The 19,980-nt window shown below is 63.7% G+C and carries 17 protein-coding genes and 1 pseudogene; 8 read left to right on the top strand and 10 right to left on the bottom strand.

Translation table 11 applies throughout. From position 1 onward, the window contains the following. Nucleotides 1–35 precede the first annotated feature (35 nt). From ACODTY_RS13150 to ACODTY_RS13140, 3 genes and pseudogenes are all read left to right on the top strand, one after another. Nucleotides 36–2,042 carry a hydantoinase B/oxoprolinase family protein gene (locus ACODTY_RS13150; protein ID WP_488994695.1) on the top strand — a complete coding sequence of 669 codons (2,007 nt, stop codon included), beginning with the start codon at nucleotides 36–38 and terminating at the stop codon, nucleotides 2,040–2,042. Nucleotides 2,043–2,169: 127 nt separating this feature from the next. Further along, entirely contained in the window at nucleotides 2,170–2,781 is a 612-nt protein-coding gene (locus ACODTY_RS13145) for a helix-turn-helix domain-containing protein (protein ID WP_488994694.1), read from the top strand. Nucleotides 2,782–3,257: 476 nt separating this feature from the next. After that, nucleotides 3,258–3,398, top strand: a pseudogene (locus ACODTY_RS13140) (SMC-Scp complex subunit ScpB); the annotation flags it as partial. 326 nt (nucleotides 3,399–3,724) lie between these two features. On the opposite strand, the gene hpaH reads toward ACODTY_RS13140, so the two are convergent. The 5 genes from hpaH to ACODTY_RS13115 are packed head-to-tail and all read right to left on the bottom strand — an operon-like array spanning nucleotide 3,725 to nucleotide 8,393. Continuing rightward, nucleotides 3,725–4,564 carry a 2-oxo-hept-4-ene-1,7-dioate hydratase gene (gene hpaH / locus ACODTY_RS13135; RefSeq protein ID WP_488994693.1) on the bottom strand — a complete coding sequence of 280 codons (840 nt, stop codon included), beginning with the start codon at nucleotides 4,562–4,564 and terminating at the stop codon, nucleotides 3,725–3,727. After that, nucleotides 4,561–5,397: a fumarylacetoacetate hydrolase family protein gene (locus ACODTY_RS13130; RefSeq protein ID WP_488994710.1), complete on the bottom strand. Its 837-nt coding sequence runs from the start codon at nucleotides 5,395–5,397 to the stop codon at nucleotides 4,561–4,563. Before ACODTY_RS13130 ends, hpaH begins: the two co-directional genes overlap by 4 nt. 47 nt (nucleotides 5,398–5,444) lie before the next feature. After that, complete coding sequence (gene hpaD, locus ACODTY_RS13125) at nucleotides 5,445–6,425, bottom strand: 3,4-dihydroxyphenylacetate 2,3-dioxygenase (RefSeq protein ID WP_488994692.1); 981 nt, start codon at nucleotides 6,423–6,425, stop codon at nucleotides 5,445–5,447. Between the two features lie 48 nt (nucleotides 6,426–6,473). Then, nucleotides 6,474–7,991 (bottom strand): 5-carboxymethyl-2-hydroxymuconate semialdehyde dehydrogenase, encoded by a 1,518-nt coding sequence (gene hpaE / locus ACODTY_RS13120; RefSeq protein WP_488994691.1) that lies wholly within the window; start codon nucleotides 7,989–7,991, stop codon nucleotides 6,474–6,476. Between the two features lie 15 nt (nucleotides 7,992–8,006). Beyond that, nucleotides 8,007–8,393: a 5-carboxymethyl-2-hydroxymuconate Delta-isomerase gene (locus tag ACODTY_RS13115; RefSeq protein ID WP_488994690.1), complete on the bottom strand. Its 387-nt coding sequence runs from the start codon at nucleotides 8,391–8,393 to the stop codon at nucleotides 8,007–8,009. Between the two features lie 183 nt (nucleotides 8,394–8,576). Here ACODTY_RS13115 and hpaR point away from each other — a divergent pair, with 183 nt between their 5' ends. Continuing rightward, nucleotides 8,577–9,026, top strand: coding sequence for a homoprotocatechuate degradation operon regulator HpaR (gene hpaR / locus ACODTY_RS13110; protein ID WP_488994709.1), 450 nt, complete (start codon nucleotides 8,577–8,579; stop codon nucleotides 9,024–9,026). A gap of 147 nt (nucleotides 9,027–9,173) precedes the next feature. On the opposite strand, the gene ACODTY_RS13105 is transcribed toward hpaR, so the two are convergent. The 5 genes from ACODTY_RS13105 to ACODTY_RS13085 all read right to left on the bottom strand — a co-directional run bounded on the left by ACODTY_RS13105 (nucleotide 9,174) and on the right by ACODTY_RS13085 (nucleotide 15,151). After that, a complete protein-coding gene (locus ACODTY_RS13105; protein WP_488994689.1) occupies nucleotides 9,174–10,511 on the bottom strand; it encodes a pyridoxal phosphate-dependent decarboxylase family protein in 1,338 nt (445 codons plus the stop codon). 58 nt (nucleotides 10,512–10,569) lie between these two features. Further along, nucleotides 10,570–12,054: an aldehyde dehydrogenase gene (locus ACODTY_RS13100; RefSeq protein ID WP_488994688.1), complete on the bottom strand. Its 1,485-nt coding sequence runs from the start codon at nucleotides 12,052–12,054 to the stop codon at nucleotides 10,570–10,572. Further along, on the bottom strand, nucleotides 12,041–13,561 hold the full coding sequence (locus ACODTY_RS13095; protein WP_488994687.1) for a tripartite tricarboxylate transporter permease: 1,521 nt from the start codon (nucleotides 13,559–13,561) through the stop codon (nucleotides 12,041–12,043). Before ACODTY_RS13095 ends, ACODTY_RS13100 begins: the two co-directional genes overlap by 14 nt. Then, entirely contained in the window at nucleotides 13,558–14,148 is a 591-nt protein-coding gene (locus ACODTY_RS13090) for a hypothetical protein (protein ID WP_488994686.1), read from the bottom strand. The genes ACODTY_RS13095 and ACODTY_RS13090 overlap by 4 nt, the downstream gene beginning before the upstream one ends. Before the next feature lie 61 nt (nucleotides 14,149–14,209). Further along, nucleotides 14,210–15,151, bottom strand: a complete 942-nt coding sequence (locus ACODTY_RS13085) for a tripartite tricarboxylate transporter substrate binding protein (RefSeq protein ID WP_488994685.1) — start codon at nucleotides 15,149–15,151, stop codon at nucleotides 14,210–14,212. A gap of 183 nt (nucleotides 15,152–15,334) precedes the next feature. Between ACODTY_RS13085 and ACODTY_RS13080 the strand changes: the two genes are divergently transcribed. From ACODTY_RS13080 to ACODTY_RS13065, 4 genes are all read left to right on the top strand, one after another. Further along, a complete protein-coding gene (locus ACODTY_RS13080) occupies nucleotides 15,335–16,108 on the top strand; it encodes an IclR family transcriptional regulator (protein ID WP_488994684.1) in 774 nt (257 codons plus the stop codon). 25 nt (nucleotides 16,109–16,133) lie between these two features. After that, entirely contained in the window at nucleotides 16,134–17,396 is a 1,263-nt protein-coding gene (locus ACODTY_RS13075; RefSeq protein ID WP_488994683.1) for a Tm-1-like ATP-binding domain-containing protein, read from the top strand. Nucleotides 17,397–17,616: 220 nt separating this feature from the next. After that, a complete protein-coding gene (locus ACODTY_RS13070; protein WP_488994682.1) occupies nucleotides 17,617–18,291 on the top strand; it encodes an HAD family hydrolase in 675 nt (224 codons plus the stop codon). Between the two features lie 18 nt (nucleotides 18,292–18,309). Beyond that, the gene (locus ACODTY_RS13065; RefSeq protein ID WP_488994681.1) at nucleotides 18,310–19,662 is read left to right on the top strand and encodes an aspartate aminotransferase family protein; all 1,353 of its coding nucleotides are present in this window, start codon (nucleotides 18,310–18,312) and stop codon (nucleotides 19,660–19,662) included. Nucleotides 19,663–19,980 lie beyond the last annotated feature (318 nt).

The raw sequence follows: 19,980 nt of genomic DNA, 5'->3' as shown, positions 1-19,980 counted from the left end.
TCAAGTTCGACACAAATTTGAATTGGAGATTGAAAATGGCACCGAAGAAAGACCGCCGCACGCTCGATCCGGTCACGTTTGAGGTTCTGAAGAACGCATACGTCAACATCGTCGACCAGATGGCCGAGCAGATCCTGAGAACCTGCTATTCCTTCGTCATCTATTCGAGAGACTTCTCCTCGGCCCTGTGCGACCCGACCGGGGACACCATCATGCAGGGCAGCGGCGATATCGCCGCTCACGTCGGCACGCTTCATCTGACCGCCAAGGCGGTGATCAAGAAGTTCGGCAAGGATGTCCATCCGGGCGATGTCTTCGTCATCAACGACGTCTACCAGGGTGGCACCCACTTTAATGACACCCGCCTGTTCGCGCCGATGTTCTACAAGGGCGAACTGCTGGGCTTTGCTCAGGCCAATGGCCACTGGGCCGACGTCGGCGGCGCTGTGCCAGGGTCGTTCAATGTCAATGCGCTCGACCACATGGCCGAGGGGCTGCGCATCACGCCGATCAGGGTCTACAGCAAGGGCGTCTATCTGTCCGACGTCGCCGAGCTCATCGCCCACAACACGCGTGCGCCCAACGACATCATCGGCGACCTGCAGGCCCAGTCTGAAGCTTGCCGCCTTGCCGAGCGCGAGATCCAGCGCCTGTGCGACAAATACGGCGTCGAGACGATCAAGAAGTCGTTCGCCGAAGTGCAGGACTATGTCGAGGACATGACGCGCCAGCGCATCTCGGAGCTTCCGGACGGTGTGTGGGAAACGATCGACTACATCGATGTGGACCCCGACCTGGATGAGGGCCTGGTTCCGATCAAGGTCAAGATGACCATCGACGGCGACCGCGTCCATTATGATCTTGCCGGATCGCATCCCAAGACCGTCGGCTCCTTCCTCAACTGCTGCTATGGCGGGGCATTTGCGGCGGTGGTTGCCGGCACCAAGATGCAGTCGCCCGACATTCCGATGAACTCGGGCTTCTACCGCGTCGTCACGGTCGATGCCGGTCCGCTGGGCTCGGTGGTCAATGCCGAATGGCCGACGCCGGTTGCAGGCTTTGCCTCCGGTCCCTTCGAAAAGATCATGAACGCAGTGTTCGAACTTTGGGCGGAAGTCTTGCCCGAGCGCGCCATGGCCTGCACCTTCAACCTCGACTACCTTTTGATCGGCGGTCGCGACACCCGCCACGAAGGCAAGCCGTACTTCATGTGGTACGACTGGATGGTCGGTGGCTGGGGCGCGCGCAATGGTCGCGACGGCTGGGCCGCGACCGGCCCGGTGTTCGGCGTACAGCTTGGAACCCAGCCCTTCGAGGGGCAGGAGCGCCTGTCGCCCGTGCTGACCACCTGCCATGAACTTATGGTCGATTCCGGCGGCCCGGGCGAATTCCGCGGCGGGCTCGGCGTTCAGAAGGGCGGCACACTCTATGCGTGCGAGCGCACTGTCGTGTCGTATTGCTGCGACCGCGAGCGTTCGATCACCTGGGGCCTGTGGGGCGGCTTGCCCTCGATCCCGCACGGCGTGTGGGTCAACCAGGGACAGGAGGGCGAACGCTACCTTGGTTCGCTGTTCTCGGGCGTTCCCCTGCAGCAGGGCGATACCGTCCAGCGTCCGTCGGCGGGTGGCGGTGGCCTTGGCGATCCGCTCAAGCGCGATACTGAAGCGGTGCTCAGCGACGTCATCGAGGGCTATGTCTCGGTCGCTCGCGCCAAGAAGGACTACGGTGTCATCGTCGAGGAGGTCGATGCCGACCTGGCCGAGTACAGGCTGGACGAACAGGCGACGCTTGCCGAGCGCGCCCGCATCGCATCGCACCGCAAGGCCTGGCTCGATGAAAGTGCGGAAAAGGTCGCGGCTCGCTACCGTGCCGGCGAGCTCGACATGTTCGACCTCATCCGCCAGTACGGCGTCATCGTCGACTGGGGCTCCGGCGAACTCCTTGCCCAGACAACCGAGGCCTTCCGCGACATGCTTAAGCGCAGGACAGTGCCCTACTGGAGCGCTGACCAGTCCAGCAAGGCGACTCTCAAAGTTGCCTGACCAAACAAGCAAGGCGGCGGGCCAATCACCCGCCGCCTTTTTTGTGTCGCTTTGCTCCGTCCCTCAAAGAGAACCGCTTCGACTACCAATGCAGTTATGACTGGCAAATTCAGCGTGGGTTGCGCCGATGTATACTCATAACTTCGAAACAGATCTTTCAAAAGATGGACCGTACGAACGCGAAACCCGTTTAAGAAAATCTATCGGGGAAACGGTTCGATACTATCGAACGCACTATCAGGTGAATTCAGCACAGCTTGCCAACGCTGCGGGAATATCGCCGGCGATGCTTTCGCAGATAGAAAACGGAACAGTCACTCCCTCGCTTACCACGTTGCGGACTGTTGCATCCGCACTGGGAGTGTCGATCACGGCGTTTCTCAAACGAAGCGAAGAGCCACGCAGAGCAATGTTCATTCCAAAGAGGGTGGCGGGTACGAATACGGATTTAAGGTTCAGCAATCACGACGTGCCGGGTGAGGTCATTGGCGAATCGAACATGATCTTCATCAATGATAGCGATGAGATGAGTGACCATTTCCCGCTGGAAAGCACATATTTTCTGTATTGCATCGATGGCAGCGTCAAATTCCGTTATGATGAGATCGACTATAATTTATCGCAAGGAGACTCTCTGATGTTTTCTACTTGCAAGACATCAGGGATGCTAGAGGCGAGGGGGATTCCTTCTCGTCTTCTCCGGCTCAGGCTTCACGGCCAAAAAGCGCCGACCAAATGAATGGGGTGCCTCGGCCCCAGAGAGTTCAAGGAGCGAGCTGTACTGGCATAACTTCGTGTCCGACAATCTGACAGCGCCGCGGAAAGTACGCTCAAAATTGCCTGTAGAGCGGTTGCATCGCGCCCATCCCTGTTCCCGATCGAAGGGCCGCGCATGATGACCGCGCCGTCTCCGTATGACGCGGATCGGGTCATCAGGGCGGAACGCGCGCTTCTGTTGAACCCCTGCGTTGATCGCCCAGAGGATCACCTCACCTGTTGGATCAATCGCCGAGACCATATCGGACTGGTTCTCCCCGTTGCTCGAGCAGGGACCGGACCGGCGTTGCCACCGCTGACTGAGGATGCTCAGGCGATCGTCGATCATGCGCGCACCATTGGGGTGAGCCCGCGAGGCGCCGTGTCCAAGCGCAAGGCAAGGCGAAGACCGAAGGCGTTTGCAAGGACGTCCTGAGGCACCGAGCGCAACGATGCCATCTGACGCAGTCCGGGGTGCTGGTGCTGATGTGCATCGCCTATTTGCAGCCGATCGCGCGCGAAGAACTGTAGTCGTTCTTTGGCAAGGAAGTTTCGTGCGACCTGATCGACCGCCCGCGCGGTGCCGGTCTGATCGCCTCACTGCTGGCCGGCGATATTCCGGTCGACCTAACGGCTGGTGACGATGACGAAGACGAACGTTTGCCGCAGGCCTGGTCAATTCGGATCGACGGAAGGCGCAGACGATTTCCTTCGCGGTTGACTACGCGAATATCCCGGAGCCGTTTGAGCATGAAGCGCATGGCGGGATGTCGATCGTCGTTTCGGATGTCTTCTGCACCCGATAGTCCTTGCTCAGTCGCTGATTGCGTCCGAACCAAGCGAAGCGTTGACCCACGATCCAGGTTAGGCCGGTGATCTTGAAGGCACGCCGAACATGAGAAGTCTCCGGATATTTCGGGCCCTCCTCAGGTCGTCAACCCAGCTTCCGAAACGTTTGCGATGGGATCGAAGCTGATGCGCACTGTCCCGTGCGGGCCGAAGTCGGCGACGATGGCGTCGCGATGACGTGCCTCGACGGGACGGACGAACGAGCCGGAAAGCACGACATCGCCGGCGCCGATCTGCAAGTCGTATTGCCGCAGCCGCTCGGCTAGCCAGGCGATGCCAACCGCGGGATGATTGAGTACGCCGGCGCCGAGCCCTGTCTCCTCGACCTCTCCGTTGCACATGACGATGGCGCCCATCCACCGCATGTCCACCTCGCGGGGTGCAAGTCTCAGCGAAGAGAGCACAATGCCCGCGTTGGCTGCATTGTCGGAAACAGTGTCGAAGATGGTGCGCACCTTTTTGGTCTCCGCATTTACGCGCTCGATGCGCGTGTCGAGGATCTCGAGCGATGGCGTCACATAGTCGGTCGCGTCGAGCACGTCGTCGATTGTGACGCGGTCGCCCGTGAGTGGCGCCTTCATCACGAAAGCGATCTCGGCTTCAATGCGCGGCTGGATGAAACGGCCGGGCGGCACATGCCCGCCGTCATCGAAGAACATATCGTCGAACAGGACCCCGGAGTCCGGAATGTCGATGTTGAGCGCCGACTGCATCGCCTTCGAGGTCAAGCCGATTTTCCACCCTTTGGGTTTCAGGCCGGACGCGATCTTGCGGCGTACGAGGGCCGCTTGCACCCGATAGGCGTCATCCAACGTGGCGTTCGGGAAATCGAGGCTGAGCAGCCGGATCTGGCGACGTTCGTGTTCGGCCTGGAACAGCCTTGCCGCCGCGTCCTCCACCTCGTCATCGCGCATCATCGGGCTATCTCCTCGTCGATAACGCCGTTGCGCAGCATGCCGATGCCCTCGGCTTCGATCTCGATGATGTCGCCCGGCTTGAGCCAGATGGGCGGTTCGAAGCGCGCGCCTGCGCCGGTTGGCGTGCCGGTCACGATCACGTCGCCCGGAGCGAGCGTGGTGAACGTCGAGACATAGGAGATGATCCGGCGGAAGGAGAAGATCATGCGGCTGGTGCGGTCCGTCTGGCGAACCTCGCCGTTGACGCGGGTTTGCAGGCCGATATCCGCGATCTGCGCCTCGCCGGTGAACGGCACCAGCCAGGGACCGATCGAGCCGGTGCGGTCAAAGTTCTTGCCCTGGGTGACATTGAACTTCGCATGCCGCACCCAGTCGCGGATCGTGCCTTCGTTGCACAGCGAGAGCGCCGCGATATGGTCGAGCGCGCCGCCTTCGGCAATGCGACGGCCGCCTCGGCCGATGACGATCACAATCTCTCCCTCATAGTCGAGTTGAGGCGATTCCGGCGGCCTGACCAGCGGCTGGCCATGGCCGACGAAGGAGCGCGGGAAGCGCACAAACAGTGACGGGTTCGATGGCGCCGCCTGGCCGTCCTTGTACTCCTCGTTGCGGTCCGGATAGTTCACCCCGACGCAGATGATCTTTTCGGGGGCCGGTACGGGAATCTCGTAGGCGATCTCATCCAGCGCGAAATCTCTCGGCAGGCGTTCAGCCTCTTCGGCGAGATGGCGCAGGGCCTGGGCTTCGATCGCCTCTCGCAGAGTCGGCCATTTCATGCCATGGCGCGCGGAAAGATCGACCACACCGTCGTCCATGACCGCGCCGTAGCGCATCCTGCCGCTAGCCGTGAAGGTGGCGAGGCGTGGGAAAGTGGCCGTCGTCATGGCGCCACGATCGGCTGCGCGTTGAGGTCGGCAGTCCGCACCTGGGCGCCGGCGAACTCGCTGCCTTCCTCGAACCAGCTTCGCGGCGCGGGCGCCCCCCACAGAGTCTGCCGCTGCGGGTCCTTCAGGTCCCACTTGAGCGGCTCGTGGTCCGGATCGACCGTCTGGTAGTCGGAACAGTAGATCTCGATGCGGTTGTTGTCGGGGTCGCGGATGTAGAGGAAGAAGGCGTTGGAGATGCCGTGGCGTCCCGGGCCGCGCTCGATGGCGCCGATATGGCCGGTGGTGGCCATCAGGTCGAGCAGGTCGATGATGTTGAGCGGCGTCGGCACCCAGAAGGCGACATGGTGCAGGCGCGGGCCGCGGCCGTTGGTGAAGGCCATGTCATGCACGCCGCCCTTGCGGTGCATCCAGGCCGCCCACAGGCGTTTCGTCGCCTCGTCCTCGGTATATTCGGTGACGCGGAATCCCATTTCCGCGAAAAAGGCCGTGGACTCGTCCACATTGGGCGAGAAGCAGTTGAAATGGTCGATCCGTAGCGGCTTCACGCCTTTGTAGAGCGCGTATTTCTGGTGGATCGGCTCGAGCCGGTCCATCTTGTGGTAGAACTCCAGCGGCACGCCATGCACGTCGTGGGCGAACAGCGTACGCCCCTGATATGGCCGCTCGATCCAGCGGTTCTCAATCCGCCTTTCGCGGAAATAGGTTTCGGCGCGGTCGAGATCGTCTTCCGAATAGACCTTGAAGCCCAGCACGTCGACCTTGGCCTCGGGCTTCTGGCGCAGCACGATGCAGTGGTGGCCGCGCTCCTCCAACGCCCGCAGGTAGACGGCGTCCTCCGTCTCGTCGGTCACCTGAAGGCCCAGCAGGTCGACATAGAAGGCCCGACTTTTCGCCAGGTTCGTCACGCCGAACTCGACGTGGCTCAGCCTGACGACGTTGAAGGCCGGATAGAGGTTATGCTGCGGCAGTGGCAATTGTTCCTCCCAGTTCGTGCTGGTTTCTTGTTGTGTCCGGCGTCGGGGTCAGCCGCCGAGTTTCGGGATTGCGTGGGGCGCGGTGGCGATCGCGACGTTCTTCGTTTCCATATAGAAGTCGAACGACCAGTCGCCACCGTCGCGCCCGATGCCGGAATTCTTCACGCCGCCGAACGGCGCCGGCAGGTGGCGCACATTCTCCGAATTGACCCACACCATGCCGGCTTCCAGCGCGTCGGAGAAGCGTAGCGCCCGCGTCACGTCCGCCGTCCACAGGTAGCCGGCGAGGCCATAACGGGTGTCGTTGGCGAGTTCCAGAGCCTCTGCCTCGTCCTTGAACGGGATGGCAACCAGCACCGGCCCGAAAATCTCTTCCTGCGCGATCCGCATGCTGTTGGACACGCCGGTGAAAAGCGTCGGTTGCACGAAACTGCCGCCTTCTGCGCCCTTGGTGACCGCGCCGCCTGCGGCGATGCCGGCGCCTTCCTTGCCGCCGAGCTCGATATAGGAGACCACCTTGTTCTGATGTTCGGGGTGAATCAGCGGGCCGATCACCGTGTCGGGGTCGAGCGGGTGGCCGACCTTGATGCGTTTCGCCTTCTCCGCCACCTTGGCCGTGAACGCGTCATGGACCGACGCCTCGACCAGCAGGCGCGACGAGGAGGTGCAGCGCTCGCCGTTCAGCGAGTAGATCATGAACGCCACGGCGTCCGCGGCGCGCTCGAGGTCGGCGTCGGCGAAGACGATCACCGGGTTCTTGCCGCCGAGCTCGAAATGAACGCGCTTCAGCGTCGGCGCACCCTGCTTCATGATGAGCGAGCCGGTCGCGCTTTCGCCCACGAAGCCGATCGCCTTGATGTCCGGGTGCTCGGTCAGCGCCTTGCCGGCGTCCTCGCCGAAGCCGTTGACGAGGTTCCACACGCCCTTGGGCAGGCCGGCTTCCTCGGCGATCTCGACCAGCAGGCGCGCGGTCAGCGGCGAAAGTTCGGCCGGCTTGTGCACCACCGTGCAGCCCGCCGCGAGGGCAGGGGCGATCTTCCAGGTCGACAGCATGAAGGGCGTGTTCCACGGCGTGATGATGCCGACCGGGCCGATCGGCCTGCGCGTGGTGATGTTGAGCTGGCCCGGCGCGTGCATCGCCTTGCCGTCGCGGGCCTCGGGCGCACGGTCTGCGAAGAAGCGGAAATTCTCCGCGCCACGTAGCGCCGCCTTGGACATGAAGCGCAGCGACTGGCCTGTGTCCATACACTCGACGAAGGCAATTTCCTCGGCGCGCGCCACGATGGCGTCGGCGATCTTGTGCAGCAGCTTCTTACGCGCGGCGCCGGGCATTGCGGCCCATTCGCGGAACGCGGCCTTGGCGGCCTTGGCGGCGCGGTCGATGTCGGCGGCCTTGCCGTGCGCCACCTTTGCCAGCGGCTTCAGATCGACAGGCGAAACGCTGTCGAACGTCGTGCCGTCCAGCGCCGGAACGGCCTCGCCGGCGATATGGTTCAGCACGCCGTCGCGGCGCAAGCGCTCAAGATAGGCTTCGGCCTTCTTCAGGTTCTCGTCTAGCGCGGTCATGGGCCGATCCTTCTGCTATTTGCCGCGCAGTCGCGGATGAATGGCGTTTTTCTTCCAGCTCAGCTCGGCATCGATCTCGCGGATCTCGAGCGACAGGGCGAAGTGCGGTGTGGCGAAAAGACTGGCCAGATAGTCCGAGGCGGCGGCGAAGATCGCTTCTCCGCCCCGCTTCTTGTCCTCGGCGCTGCGGCCCGTCCCGATGCGGAGGTTGAGGTCGATGAAGCCGTTCTCGGGCAAAAGGTCGGCGACCGCATAGGCCTCGGCCCGATGGGCGCGCACGCGCACCGCGCCGGGTTCGAACAGGCCGGTCGCCAGCATCTCGCGCGACAGCAGCCGGCAGAAGTCGGCGATGTCGACCTGGCCGTCGAGATTCGCTGAATATTCCACCGACATATGCGGCATCGCGCCCTCCGCCAGCTACGCTGGATTGTAATTAACACGTGAATTACACTGCGGGCCTTGATTGTCAAGCGCCGCCTTCCTGCTGTTGAAGGATTGCCGGCTGTTCGAAAATCGGGGATACAGCGGCGATTGCCGGCGCGCGGCCTGCTTCTGTGGGGCGACGCCGGCGAACAGGCAACAACGATGAGGCATGTCTTGCTCCCATCCAGCACCCAGCGTTCCCTGCCGATGGCGCTCTTGCGTGCCCGCGAGGTTATCATGGCCCGCTTCAGGCCCATGCTCGCGCGCCACGACATCACCGAGCAGCAGTGGCGCGTCCTGCGCGTCCTTGCTGAGGCGGGCCAGCTCGAGGCCACGGAACTGGCCAACCGTGCCTCCATCCTGCCGCCCAGTCTCACACGCATCATCAAGGCCTTGGTCGAGCGCAAGTTCATCAAGCGCAGCCGAGTGAAGGAGGATGGCCGCCGCGCCGTTCTGGCCATCACGCCGGCCGGCGTGGCGCTGATCGAGGATCTCGCGCCGGAACGCCTCGCCATCTATGGCGCCATCGAAAAACGCTACGGTGCCGAACGGCATGAGCAGCTCCTCGATCTCCTTGAAGGCCTCGTCAAGTCGGAGGCGACGGCGGAATAGCCGCCGTCGCGACCGGGTTCACGTCGCCGCGGGTAGGGCGGAGGCGCTGGCGAAGGTTCCATCACGGACGCGGACGCCGTCCCCGGAAGCGGCGAAGCTGGCCGGGCGACCGTCATTTCAGATGCGAATGGTCTGAAATGGAAGGGATCAAACGTGTATTTCCGCTGCGGCAGCAATCACCTCGGAAACGATCTCATGCACGTTTTCCGGCTCGGTCCGATGATTGACGAAACAGGCACGCAGCGCGAACTGTCCGTTGACTGCGGCGTTCGAGAGGTACACGCGGCCCCGCGATATAACAGATTGCAGGATGGCTTCATTATCCTTGACGCGATGGCGGAAGCAGACCGCGCTTAGCGGCACCGGCGCGACCACCTCCAGTTCCGGGTGTGCCCGGATTGTTTCGGCAAGGAGTTGGGCGTGGCTGAGATCGCGGGTGATGGCTTCGCGAAAGGCCGTGCGTCCGTGATACTGAAGCGATAGCCAAAGCTTCAGCGCTCGGAAGCGTCGCGACAGTTCCATCGATTCGTCGAAAAATGCGAATGCTTCACCGGGATCCTGACTTAGGATCCTGACATAGTCTCCACTATGCGAGAACGTTCTTCGCGCCGGGTCGCGGTTGCGGTAGAGCAGGCAACTACAATCGATCGGCTGGTAGAGCCACTTGTGCGCATCAAGGGAAATCGAGTCGGCCAGGTTCAGGCCCTCGAATTTCTCTGGAGTCGCCAGGGCTGCCAAGACACCGAAGGCACCATCGACATGGAGCCAAAGCTTCTCCGCGCTCGCAATTCTGGCGATTTCGCGCAATGGATCGATGGAGCCTGTCACCACAGTGCCGGCGCTGGCCACAATCGCCAAGGGCGTCTTGCCTGATTTCCGATCGCTGGCGATGGCTGCCTCAAGGACGTCGGCGCGCAAACGAAAATCCCTGTCGACTGGAATCAGGCGCAAGTTGCTACGGCCCAGGCCCAGCAGAGCCAGCGCCTTGGGGATCGACATGTGCACTTCTTCCGAGGCATAGACCACGCCCGGTCGCGCCCCGTCCTCGTTGGCCGGCAGCATGTCTTCGCGCGCCATCGCAAGAGCCATGAGGTTGGCCATCGAGCCGCCGCCACAAAGAGTTCCTGTGAAACCGGTACACCCAACCGCTTCAGCAAGCCAACCAACGACCGCGCGCTCGATTGTGACCGCGGCGGGAGCTGACCGCCACGACGTTGTGTTCTGGTTGAGAACCGATGCGAGAAAATCCCCGATGGCGCTGACCGGCTCGCCCGATCCGGCAACATAGCCAAAGAAGCGCCCCGTGCATGGCCGGGAGTGCTCGGAGATCTCCTTGAAATAGCTAAGAACTTCGCGGCCTTGGCCTGCATCTGGCCACGGGCGATTGAAGAGGCGCATTGTTTCCGCACCGCTGGTCGACGGATAGGATGGCCGTTCCTCGAGCGAAGCCCAGTAGTCGGCTGCCAGCTTTGTGGCTTCCGTCATCAGGGCATTCAGTTCACGATCTGAAATCTCAAGCGCACGCATATCACAATACCCACTGTCAGAGCGAAATCCACGCTGTCTTCAGCTCGACATACTTGTCCAGCGCGTGCAGCGACTTGTCCCGGCCGAAGCCCGACTGCTTCACGCCGCCCAGCGGCACGGTAATGTCCGAGCCGCCATAGGTGTTGACGTGGACGACACCGGCATTGATGGCGCGGACCATGCGATGCGCGGTCGAGAGGTTCGACGTCCAGACCGCCGAGGCGAGGCCGTAGACGGTGGCGTTGGCGAGGCGGACCGCCTCCTCCTCCGTGTCGAAGCGCATGACCGCCAGCACCGGGCCGAACACTTCCTCTTTCGCCAGCGTCATCTCGGCGGTGACGTTCTCGAACACGGTCGGCGCCATGTAGTAGCCGCCGGTCTCCTGGCGGATGCGCGTGCCGCCGGTCAGCCGCCTTGCGCCTTCCTCTTCGGCCCTGGCGACGAAGCCGAGATCCTTCTCAAGCTGGTCGGCGCTGGAGATGGCGCCGATGTCGCTGGTCAAGTCGAGCGGGTCGCCGACCTTGAGCTTTGCGGTGGCGTCGAGCAGGTCGGACATGAAGCGGTCATAGATGGAGGATTGCACCAGCAGGCGCGAGCCGGCGACGCAAACCTGGCCGGAATTGCGGAATATGCCGTTGACCGAGACCTTCGCCGCCTGGCCAAGGTCCGGCGCATCGCCGAAGACGATGTTGGGCGACTTGCCGCCGAGCTCCAGATAGACGCGCTTCAGGTTGGAGCGCGCCGAATAGTCGAGCAGCCTGCGCCCGATCGCGCCCGAGCCCGTGAAGGCGATCGCATCAACATCCATGTGCAGGCCGAGCGCCTCGCCGGCGACCGAACCCTTGCCGGTGACGACGTTGAGCACACCGTCCGGCAGGCCGGCCTCGGCTGCCAATTCGGCCAGACGCAGCAAAGCCAGCGAGGCGATCTCCGGCGGCTTGACCACGACCGAATTGCCGGCGGCGAGCGCCGGCGCGATCTTCCAGGCGCCGATCATCATCGGAAAGTTCCACGGCACGATAACGCCGACGACGCCGAGCGGCTCCTTGTGAACGAGGCCGAGCACGTTGCCGGCGGTCGGCGCGATCTCGCCGAACACCTTGTCGACGGCCTCGGCGTAGAAGCGGAAGGTGCCAGCGGCCGACAGCGGCTCGGCCTTGTAGGCCATGCCGATCTCGGTGCCGTTGTCGCGCACGCCGAGCACGGCCAGCTCCAGAGCGTTGTCTTCGAGCAGGCCGGCGAGCTTGAGCAGCACCTTCTTGCGTTCGGCGGGCGCAGCACGCGACCACACGCCCTTGTCAAAGGCCGCGCGGGCAGTGGCAACGGCGCGGTCGATGTCGGCCGCCCCGCCATCCGCAATGGTGGTGAGCCTAGCGCCGTCGATCGGCGAGGTCACCTCAAGCACGCGGCCCGTCGATGCCGGCTGGGATTTGCCGGCGATGAACAGGCCTTGCGGAGCCAGGGTTCGCGAACGCAGTGCGTCGATATCAGCTTGTTGCATCGTTGACGGCCTTGTTTTGCTCGGTCTTGGGAGAACGACCTTTGCGATACGACATAGCGAACAGGCCGACGCCCAGCAGTGCGAGCAGGAGCAGCCCGGCGGCGACAGGACGCCTCACGAAGATCGTCGGGTCGCCGTTGGAGAGGCTGAGCGACTGCATGATGCGCAGCTCGAACATCGGGCCAAGCACGAGGCCGATGACCAATGGAAAAGCCGGGATGCCGTTGCGGATGAAGAAACGGCCGATGATCGCAAAGATCAACGTGATCAGCGCGTCGGTCAATCGGTAATTCTGGGTGTAGGTGCCAATCAGCGCCAACACCAGGATGACGGCACCTATCATGCGCGGGCTGATTTTTGAGAGCTTCACGACGTATTTCGTAGCGACCAGCAGGAAACCGAGCACGAAGATGTTGAGGAGCAGCAGGCAGATATACAGGCCCGTGATGAAATCCGGATGCTGCGCAAAGAGTTGCGGGCCCGGGATGATGTTGTGGATCATGAAGACGGCAAGCACCATCGCCATCAGCGGGTCGGTCGGCACGCCGAGCGACAGCAGCGGCACCAGCACCGTGGAGGTGCAGGCGCTGATCGACGACTCGGAGGCAACGAGGCCTTCAGGCGAGCCCTTGCCGAACTGGTCCGGGTTCTTGGAGAAGTGCCGCGCCAGTGAGTAGGACAGGAATTGCGCACCGAACTCGCCAACACCTGGAAGCAGCCCGAGCACCACGCCCAGCCCGCATGAGCGCGCCAGGACCTTGGGATAGCGTAGCGCTTCGGCCAGGCCGCGGAAGCGGTTGCGATAGGCCAGATCGCCGGCGTCGGCACGATGGCTCTTGGTCTCAAGCAAGACGAAGGCCTGCGACATTGCAAACATGCCGATGACGACAGGCACCATGGGGACGCCCCCCAGCAACCATTGCTGATCGAAGGTGTAGCGTTGCGTGTTGAACAGCGGTTCGAAACCAACGGTGCCGAGGAACATGCCGATGCCCAGCGAAAGCAGCGCGGGGACGACGTGCTTTTGATGGGCAAGGATCACCGAGACCAGTGCCAGCACCGCGATCATGGCGTATTCCGGAGCCCCGAATTTCTCCGCGGCCTTGGCGAGGTATGGTGCCAGGAAGATCAGCGCCAGCACCGATACGGTGCCGCCGATGAAAGACGAGGAATAGGCAAGCGAAAGCGCACGATGCGCCTCGCCGCGGCGCGCCATCGGGTAACCGTCATAGGTGGTCAGCACGTTCACCGGCGTGCCGGGCACACGGATCAGGATCGCGGGAATCGCGCCGCCATACCAGGCCCCGCCATAAGACCCGAGCAGCAGCGTTATTCCCGCGAGCGGCTCCAGCTGCAGGCTGAACGGCAGCAAGATCGCCATGGCGCCAGCCGGCTCGAGGCCGGGGATCGCGCCTACCATGATGCCGCACAGCGCACCGAACAGCAGGGCGAAGATCACCTGCCACGTGGCGACGTGCTCGAAGCCGAGGACAACGGCGTCGATCAAAGGAAACCTCCAAGATTATTTCCGACCCATGCGGGGAAACGCTTCAGCAGCGGCGAAAGCGGAAACCAGAGGCCGATGCCCAAGCGAAAGATGATGACGATCGCGACAGTGACGCAAAGCGTTGAAAGTACCCATTTCAGGCCACGCAGGCCGGATCGCCAGACGATGAACTGAAGGAAGATCAGCGTCGCGATCGAAAAGCCGATCCAAGCGACGGCGAGCAGATATAGGCAAAAGTAGAAGCTGTATTCGAGCGCCCGGCTCATGCCGCCGAACGCCCATCGCGCATTGCCGCGAAATGCCGTTCGATCGGGCGCGGCGCGCCACGCTGAGAAGAATTGCCAGGCGAGTAGGGTGCCTGCCAGCGCGGCGATGCCCAGGCTGAACAGCGGCCAGTTGATGGGCGCCAGGTACCAGGCCTTGCCCACGGGTTGCGACCGCGTCGCGAAGGGAGCGAGTGCAATCAGCACCAATACGGCGGCCAGCAATGTGGTGGCAGCCATGCCTTCGGCTTCAGGGGGAACGATCTCTTCATCGTCGCTTTCGACGATCTCAAGCTCGCTGCCGGGCGGATCGCTGAGCGCCATGACCGATTTCCAACTGGTTAAGGAAAAGGGCGCGCCGCTTGTCGCGGCGCGCCCTTGGCAATCACTTCGCCTCGACGGCCTTCAGAAGCGCCTCGGCAGCGGCATAGTCCTTGTCGATGCGCTTGGCGGCATCGGCCGCGCCCATCCAGTAAACGCCCGCGCCGGTGGCCTTGGCGACTTCCTGCGCCTTATCCGACTTCATTGCCTTCTCGGCGATGGCAGCCAGCTTGTCCTTGACTTCCTGCGGCGTGCCCTTCGGCACGAAGAGGCCGTTCCACAGCGTGAGGTTCATGCCTGGCACCTGCTCAGAGAGCAGCTTGCCGTCGGGCTTGATCGACAGCGGCGTGTCCGTATAGGCGGCGATCACCTTTACGTCGTCCAGGCAGGACAGCACCGTCGCCATGGTGGTGTTCATGACGTTGACGTCGCCATTCTTCAACGTCCCGCAATCGAGCATGTCGAAAGCGGCGTCGGAGCCGAACGAGAAACCGAGCTGCTTGGCGGCCGCAAAGGTCGCCATGGTCGGTACCAGGTCGTAGCCGAAATGGCCGAGCTTGACTGGGTTCGACTTCGCGTATTCGGCGAGCTCGGCCATGTTGTTGTAGGGCGCATCCTTCAACGCGACGAGCGCGAAGGGATAAGTCAGGAAAATTCCGACCGGCTCGAAGGTGTCGCGCGTGTAAGATGCGTTGGCACGGATGATGTGCATGGTTGGCACGTCGATGACGAACGAACCGATGGTGTAGCCGTCCGCATCGGACTGCGCGACGGCTGTCGCGCCTTCGACCGCGCCGCCGCCCGGACGGTTGACGACCTTGGCCGGCACGCCGGTTTCCGTCGTCATCTCGTCGGCGATGATGCGGGTAAGCTGGTCCTCCAGGTCGCCGGGCGGCCAGGGCACGATGAAGGTGACGGGACGCTCCGGATAGTCCGCGAAGGCGGGGACCGTGAACGGGGCGGTCAATGCGGCGGCGGCAAGCGCCAAGCCGAGCAATCTGCGCATGTTTCTCCTCCTTGTTCCACCGCGGCCGGTTTCCCTCCAGCCGTGGCGCTCCTCCAAAACCGTCGTTGGCGTTGCCGCCGTGTGAGTTTCATTATTCGTAACGCCGGTTCGTATATAGACTTGCAAACAAGCTTCCGAACTGTCAAGCTATTTCGCACGTTAAGTAGTTCACGGAGAGGAATCGTGAGCACCGTGACCAAGGCCGTCTTGCTGCTGGAAACGCTCGGTGCCGACGCGCCGGAGGCGGGGCTGGGCGATCTCGCCCGGCGCGCCGGCTTCGACAAGACGACGACGCGGCGCCTGCTGATGTCGCTGATCGACTGCGGGCTGGTGGAGCAGGACGAGGGCAGCCGCAACTACCGGCTGGGGAGCGGCATCGCCCGGCTGGCGCTGATGCGCGAGGCGCAGTTCCCCTTCCTGCGCACTGCCGCGCCACTGGTCGAGCGGCTGGCGGGCGAAACCGGCGAGACGGCCCATGTTTCGGAATATTCGCGGCGCGGCCTGGTCTCGGTCCATGTCGTCGAATCGGAGCGGGCCAACCGCATCTTCGTGCCGCTCGGCGAATTGCTGCCGCTGCACGCGACCGCCTCTGGCATCGCCTTCCTGGCCTTCGCCGAGGCCAAGCTTCGCGACGCCGTCCTTGCAGCTCCGCTCCCGGCCTACACGGCGCACACCATCGCCGATCCGACCGAGCTCGCCAGGCGCGTCGGCGAGGCGCGCCGGCGCGGCTATTCCGTCGGCGAACAGGGCTTCGAGGAGGGCGTCGACAGCGCCGCCGCCGCCATTCTCGACGCCGGCGGCAGGCCGGTCGGCGCCATAGCCGTCGCCGCTCCCCGCTCGCGCGTCGCCCGTGGCGACCTAGACCGCTACGGCGCATTGGCGTCGGCCGCTGCGCGCGAGATCGGCGAACGGCTCTACGGCCGCTCGGCTCCGCCCGCTCGCGCGCGGGCCTCCTGATTCCAATCCCGGAGATCGCGCAACCTTGACCAACCAGCCACGCATCCTGGTGATCGGCACCGGCGACACCAAGGCCGACGAACTGACCTTCATGCGCGAGCGCATCGAGGCCGTGGGCGGACGTGCCGTCATGATGGACGTTTCCGTACTGGGCGACCCACCCTACCGGCCCGAGCACGACAAGCACGCGATCGCCGCCGCCGTCGGAACCACGATCGAGGCGATTGGGGCCAACGGCGACGAGAATTCCGCCATGACGCTGATGGCGCGGGGCGCGGCGGCCCTCGCCAGCTCGCTGCATGAGCGCGGCGAGATCGACGGCATGATCGCGCTCGGCGGCACCATGGGGACCGACCTAGCCCTCGACGTCGCCCTGGCGCTGCCGCTCGGCGCGCCCAAATTCGTCGTCTCGACCATCGCCTACTCGCATCTGGTCCCGCCCGAACGCATCGCCACCGATTTGATGATGATCCTGTGGGCCGGCGGCCTCCACGGTCTCAACAACACCTGCAAGGCGGTGCTGTCGCAGGCTTGCGGTGCTGTGGTGGGCGCGGCCCGAGCCGTCGTCGCGCCAAGGGCCGAACGCCCTGTGGTCGGCATAAGTTCGCTGGGCAAAAGCTGTCTCGCCTACATGGCGGCGCTGAAGCCGGAACTTGAAAAGCGCGGCTACGAGGTCGCCGTCTTCCACACCACCGGCATGGGCGGTCGTGCGCTGGAGGCGATCGCCGCGCGGCGCGGCTTCGCCGCGGTCATGGATTTCTCCCTGCAGGAGGTCGCCAACCAGTTGATGGGCTCAGTCGTCAGTTCCGGCGCCGACCGGCTGGAGAACGCGGGCCGCACCGCCGTGCCGCAGATCGTCGCGCCGGGCGCCGCCGACATGGTCGATTTCCCAACCTGGCAGCCGACCCCGGCGCGCTTCGCCGACCGCCCCTACCACGTGCACAATCGTCTGGTCGCCTCCGTCACCGTCGACGGCCCGACCCGGCGCGAGATCGCCCGCGCCATCGGCGCCAAGCTCGCCGGCGCGACGGGCCCGACCGCTTTCATCCTGCCCGCCGGCGGCATCGAACAATGGGACAGGCAAGGCGAGCCTCTGCACGAGCCCGACGCACTCGCCGACTTCATCGACGAAATGCGCGACGCCGTTCCCTCCAACGCCGAGTTGCATGAGATCGCCGCCCACATCAACGACCCGTCGTTCGTCGCCAAAGCGCTGGAAATCTTCGACCGCTGGGTGGCCGAGGGCGTCATCGCGCCAGGCGCTCGACACGGCGAGGCGGCAGGATGAGATTCCGTCACGTTGAGCAAGCATCTTGTGCGCGACCCGCAGGGGCCGCGTGGGTTGCTTACGGATCACGCGGTTGGCTGCGCCTCGGTGTTCGGGGCGAGGGGCTTTCGATTATTGACGACTCTAGAGACGACGTCGAGAAGCATCCGCAGGCCTGTTCGCATGCCGCGACGACCCGCTCTCAGGCACACAGTCACAACCTTAGCCAAGGAGCGGATCGATGAGTGGAGAGCGTGCGAGCAAGCCGCAAGCCCTCGTCTTGGACTTCGGCGGAGTGGTGACGAAGACGCTGTTCGAGACGCACGCGCTGACCGAACAGGCGCTCGGCCTGAAACCCGGAACGCTTGGATGGCGCGGGCCGTTCGACCCTGCAGGCGATCCGTTGTGGCGTTCCATGCAGGCCGACGAAATCAGCGAGCGCGACTACTGGAGGACGCGCACGCGCGAGATGGGTGCGCTGGTCGGCGAGGACTGGGCGGACATGTCCACCTTCGTGCGTCGCGCCCGCGGCGCGGACCCGGCAGCTGCGGTGCGGCCGGAGGCAGACCGCGCCATCCGCGCCGCCCATGCCGCCGGCGTCCGCCTCGCAATCCTGTCCAATGAGCTCGACCTGTTCTACGGCGCCGATTTCCGAGGCCGCTTGCCGCTGCTTTCCAAGTTCGAGACGATTGTAGACGCAACCTATACCGGCATCCTCAAGCCCGACCTGCGCGCCTACCGGGCGGTGGGCGGCGCACTCGGCGTGCCGCTTGAGGCTTGCGTCTTCGTCGATGATCAGAAGCGCAACATCGACGGTGCGCTCGCCGCCGGCATGATCGCGGCGTGGTTCGACGTGGCGCAACCCGCCAAATCCTATACCGAAGCGCTCGGCCATTTCGGCATCGCTTTTTCCTGACCCCTGGAGTGACCTGACATGCGCGACACCAATTTCCTGATCGAAAATAACGGCAAGCCGATCTGGCACCCGATGGCGCATCCGGCGGAGGTGCGCTCCAATCCACCAAAGGTCATCATAAAGGGCGAGGGCGCTCATGTGACCGACATTGAGGGCCGCACTGTGCTCGACGCGGTCGGCGGTTTGTGGAATGTCAACCTCGGCTATAGCTGTGACCCGATCAAAAAGGCCATCGCCGAACAGCTCACTGTCCTGCCCTATTATTCCGGCTTCCGCGGCACTTCGACCGGCCCCTCCATCGAGCTGGCCTACGAACTGACGCAATTGTTCGAGCCGGAAGGCATGGTGCGCGCCTTCTTCACCTCAGGCGGCTCCGATTCAGTCGAGACGGCTCTGCGCCTTGCCCGTCAGTACTGGAAAATCCGCGGCCAGGCCGACCGGACGAAGTTCCTGGCGCTGAAGAAGGGTTATCACGGCACCCATTTCGGGGGCGCCTCCGTCAACGGCAACGCCAATTTCCGCCGCAACTACGAGCCGCTGCTGCCCGGCGTCTTCCACACGCCGGCGCCGTGGACCTACCGCAACCCGTTCGATGAATCCGATCCGGTGAAGCTGGCGCAGCTCTGCGCCCGCGCCGTCGAGGAGGAGATCGCTTTCCAGGGAGCCGATACCATCGCCGCCTTCATCATGGAGCCGGTGCTGGGCGCCGGCGGCGTGATCGTGCCTCCGGAAACCTTCATGCCGCTGGTGCGCGCCATCTGCGACCGCCACGAGATCCTCCTGATCGCCGATGAAGTGGTGACCGCCTTCGGCCGCACCGGCGCCTGGTCGGGCTCCGGGCTTTGGGGCGTGAAGCCGGATTTTATGACCGTCGCCAAGGCGATCACCTCGGGCTATTTCCCGCTGGGTGCCACGCTGATTTCGCAGAAGGTGGCGGACGTCTTCGAGGCCGACAAGACCAGCTTCGGTGCCATCGGACACGGCTACACCTATTCCGGCCACCCGGTTGGCTGCGCCGCCGGCATCGCGGCGCTGGCCGAGACGAAGCGCCTGAGGCTCAACGAGAACGCGGCGGCGCGCGGCCCCGAACTGGCAAAGGCTCTGGAAGACCTGAAGGCGAAGCACGAACTTGTCGGCGACGTGCGCGGCAAGGGGCTAATGGCGGGACTTGAAATCGTCGCCGACCGCGCAACCAAGAAGCCGGCCGACAAGAAGACGATGGCCAAGATCGCCGACGCCGCCTATGAAGCGGGCATCATGCTGCGCGTGTCAGGCAACATGATCATCCTGTCGCCGCCGCTGATCGTCACCGCGAAGGACATAGCGACGATCGCCGAGGGGCTGGACGCGGGACTTGCCGCGGCGGGCTGATGGCGATCGCGGGATCGAATCAGCCGAACCGGCCCCGAATCCGCTTCAGAGTAGTGTACTGAAGCTTGTGCAAATTCGCCGAGATGGCGCGCATGCCGGCCCATTGCGCTCGACCGCGAAGCCGGCCTTGGGCAGCGTGGCGCCGCCGTCGACTACGCTAGTCTGGCCGGTCACATAACCCCCGCCGAACATCTGAAAACCTTCAGCTGCCGACCCTCCCAACCATCTCATATGTGCTGAACCCGGACAGAGCCTTGACTTCGGGGAGGTTGAATGTAATTCACGTGTGAATGAATTAAGAAGGTTGGTTCGTACGGT

Source organism: Mesorhizobium sp. FG116, assembly GCF_057809835.1.
Note: the sequence above shows the minus strand (reverse complement) of the source record. Positions and strands in the feature narration are given on the sequence as shown.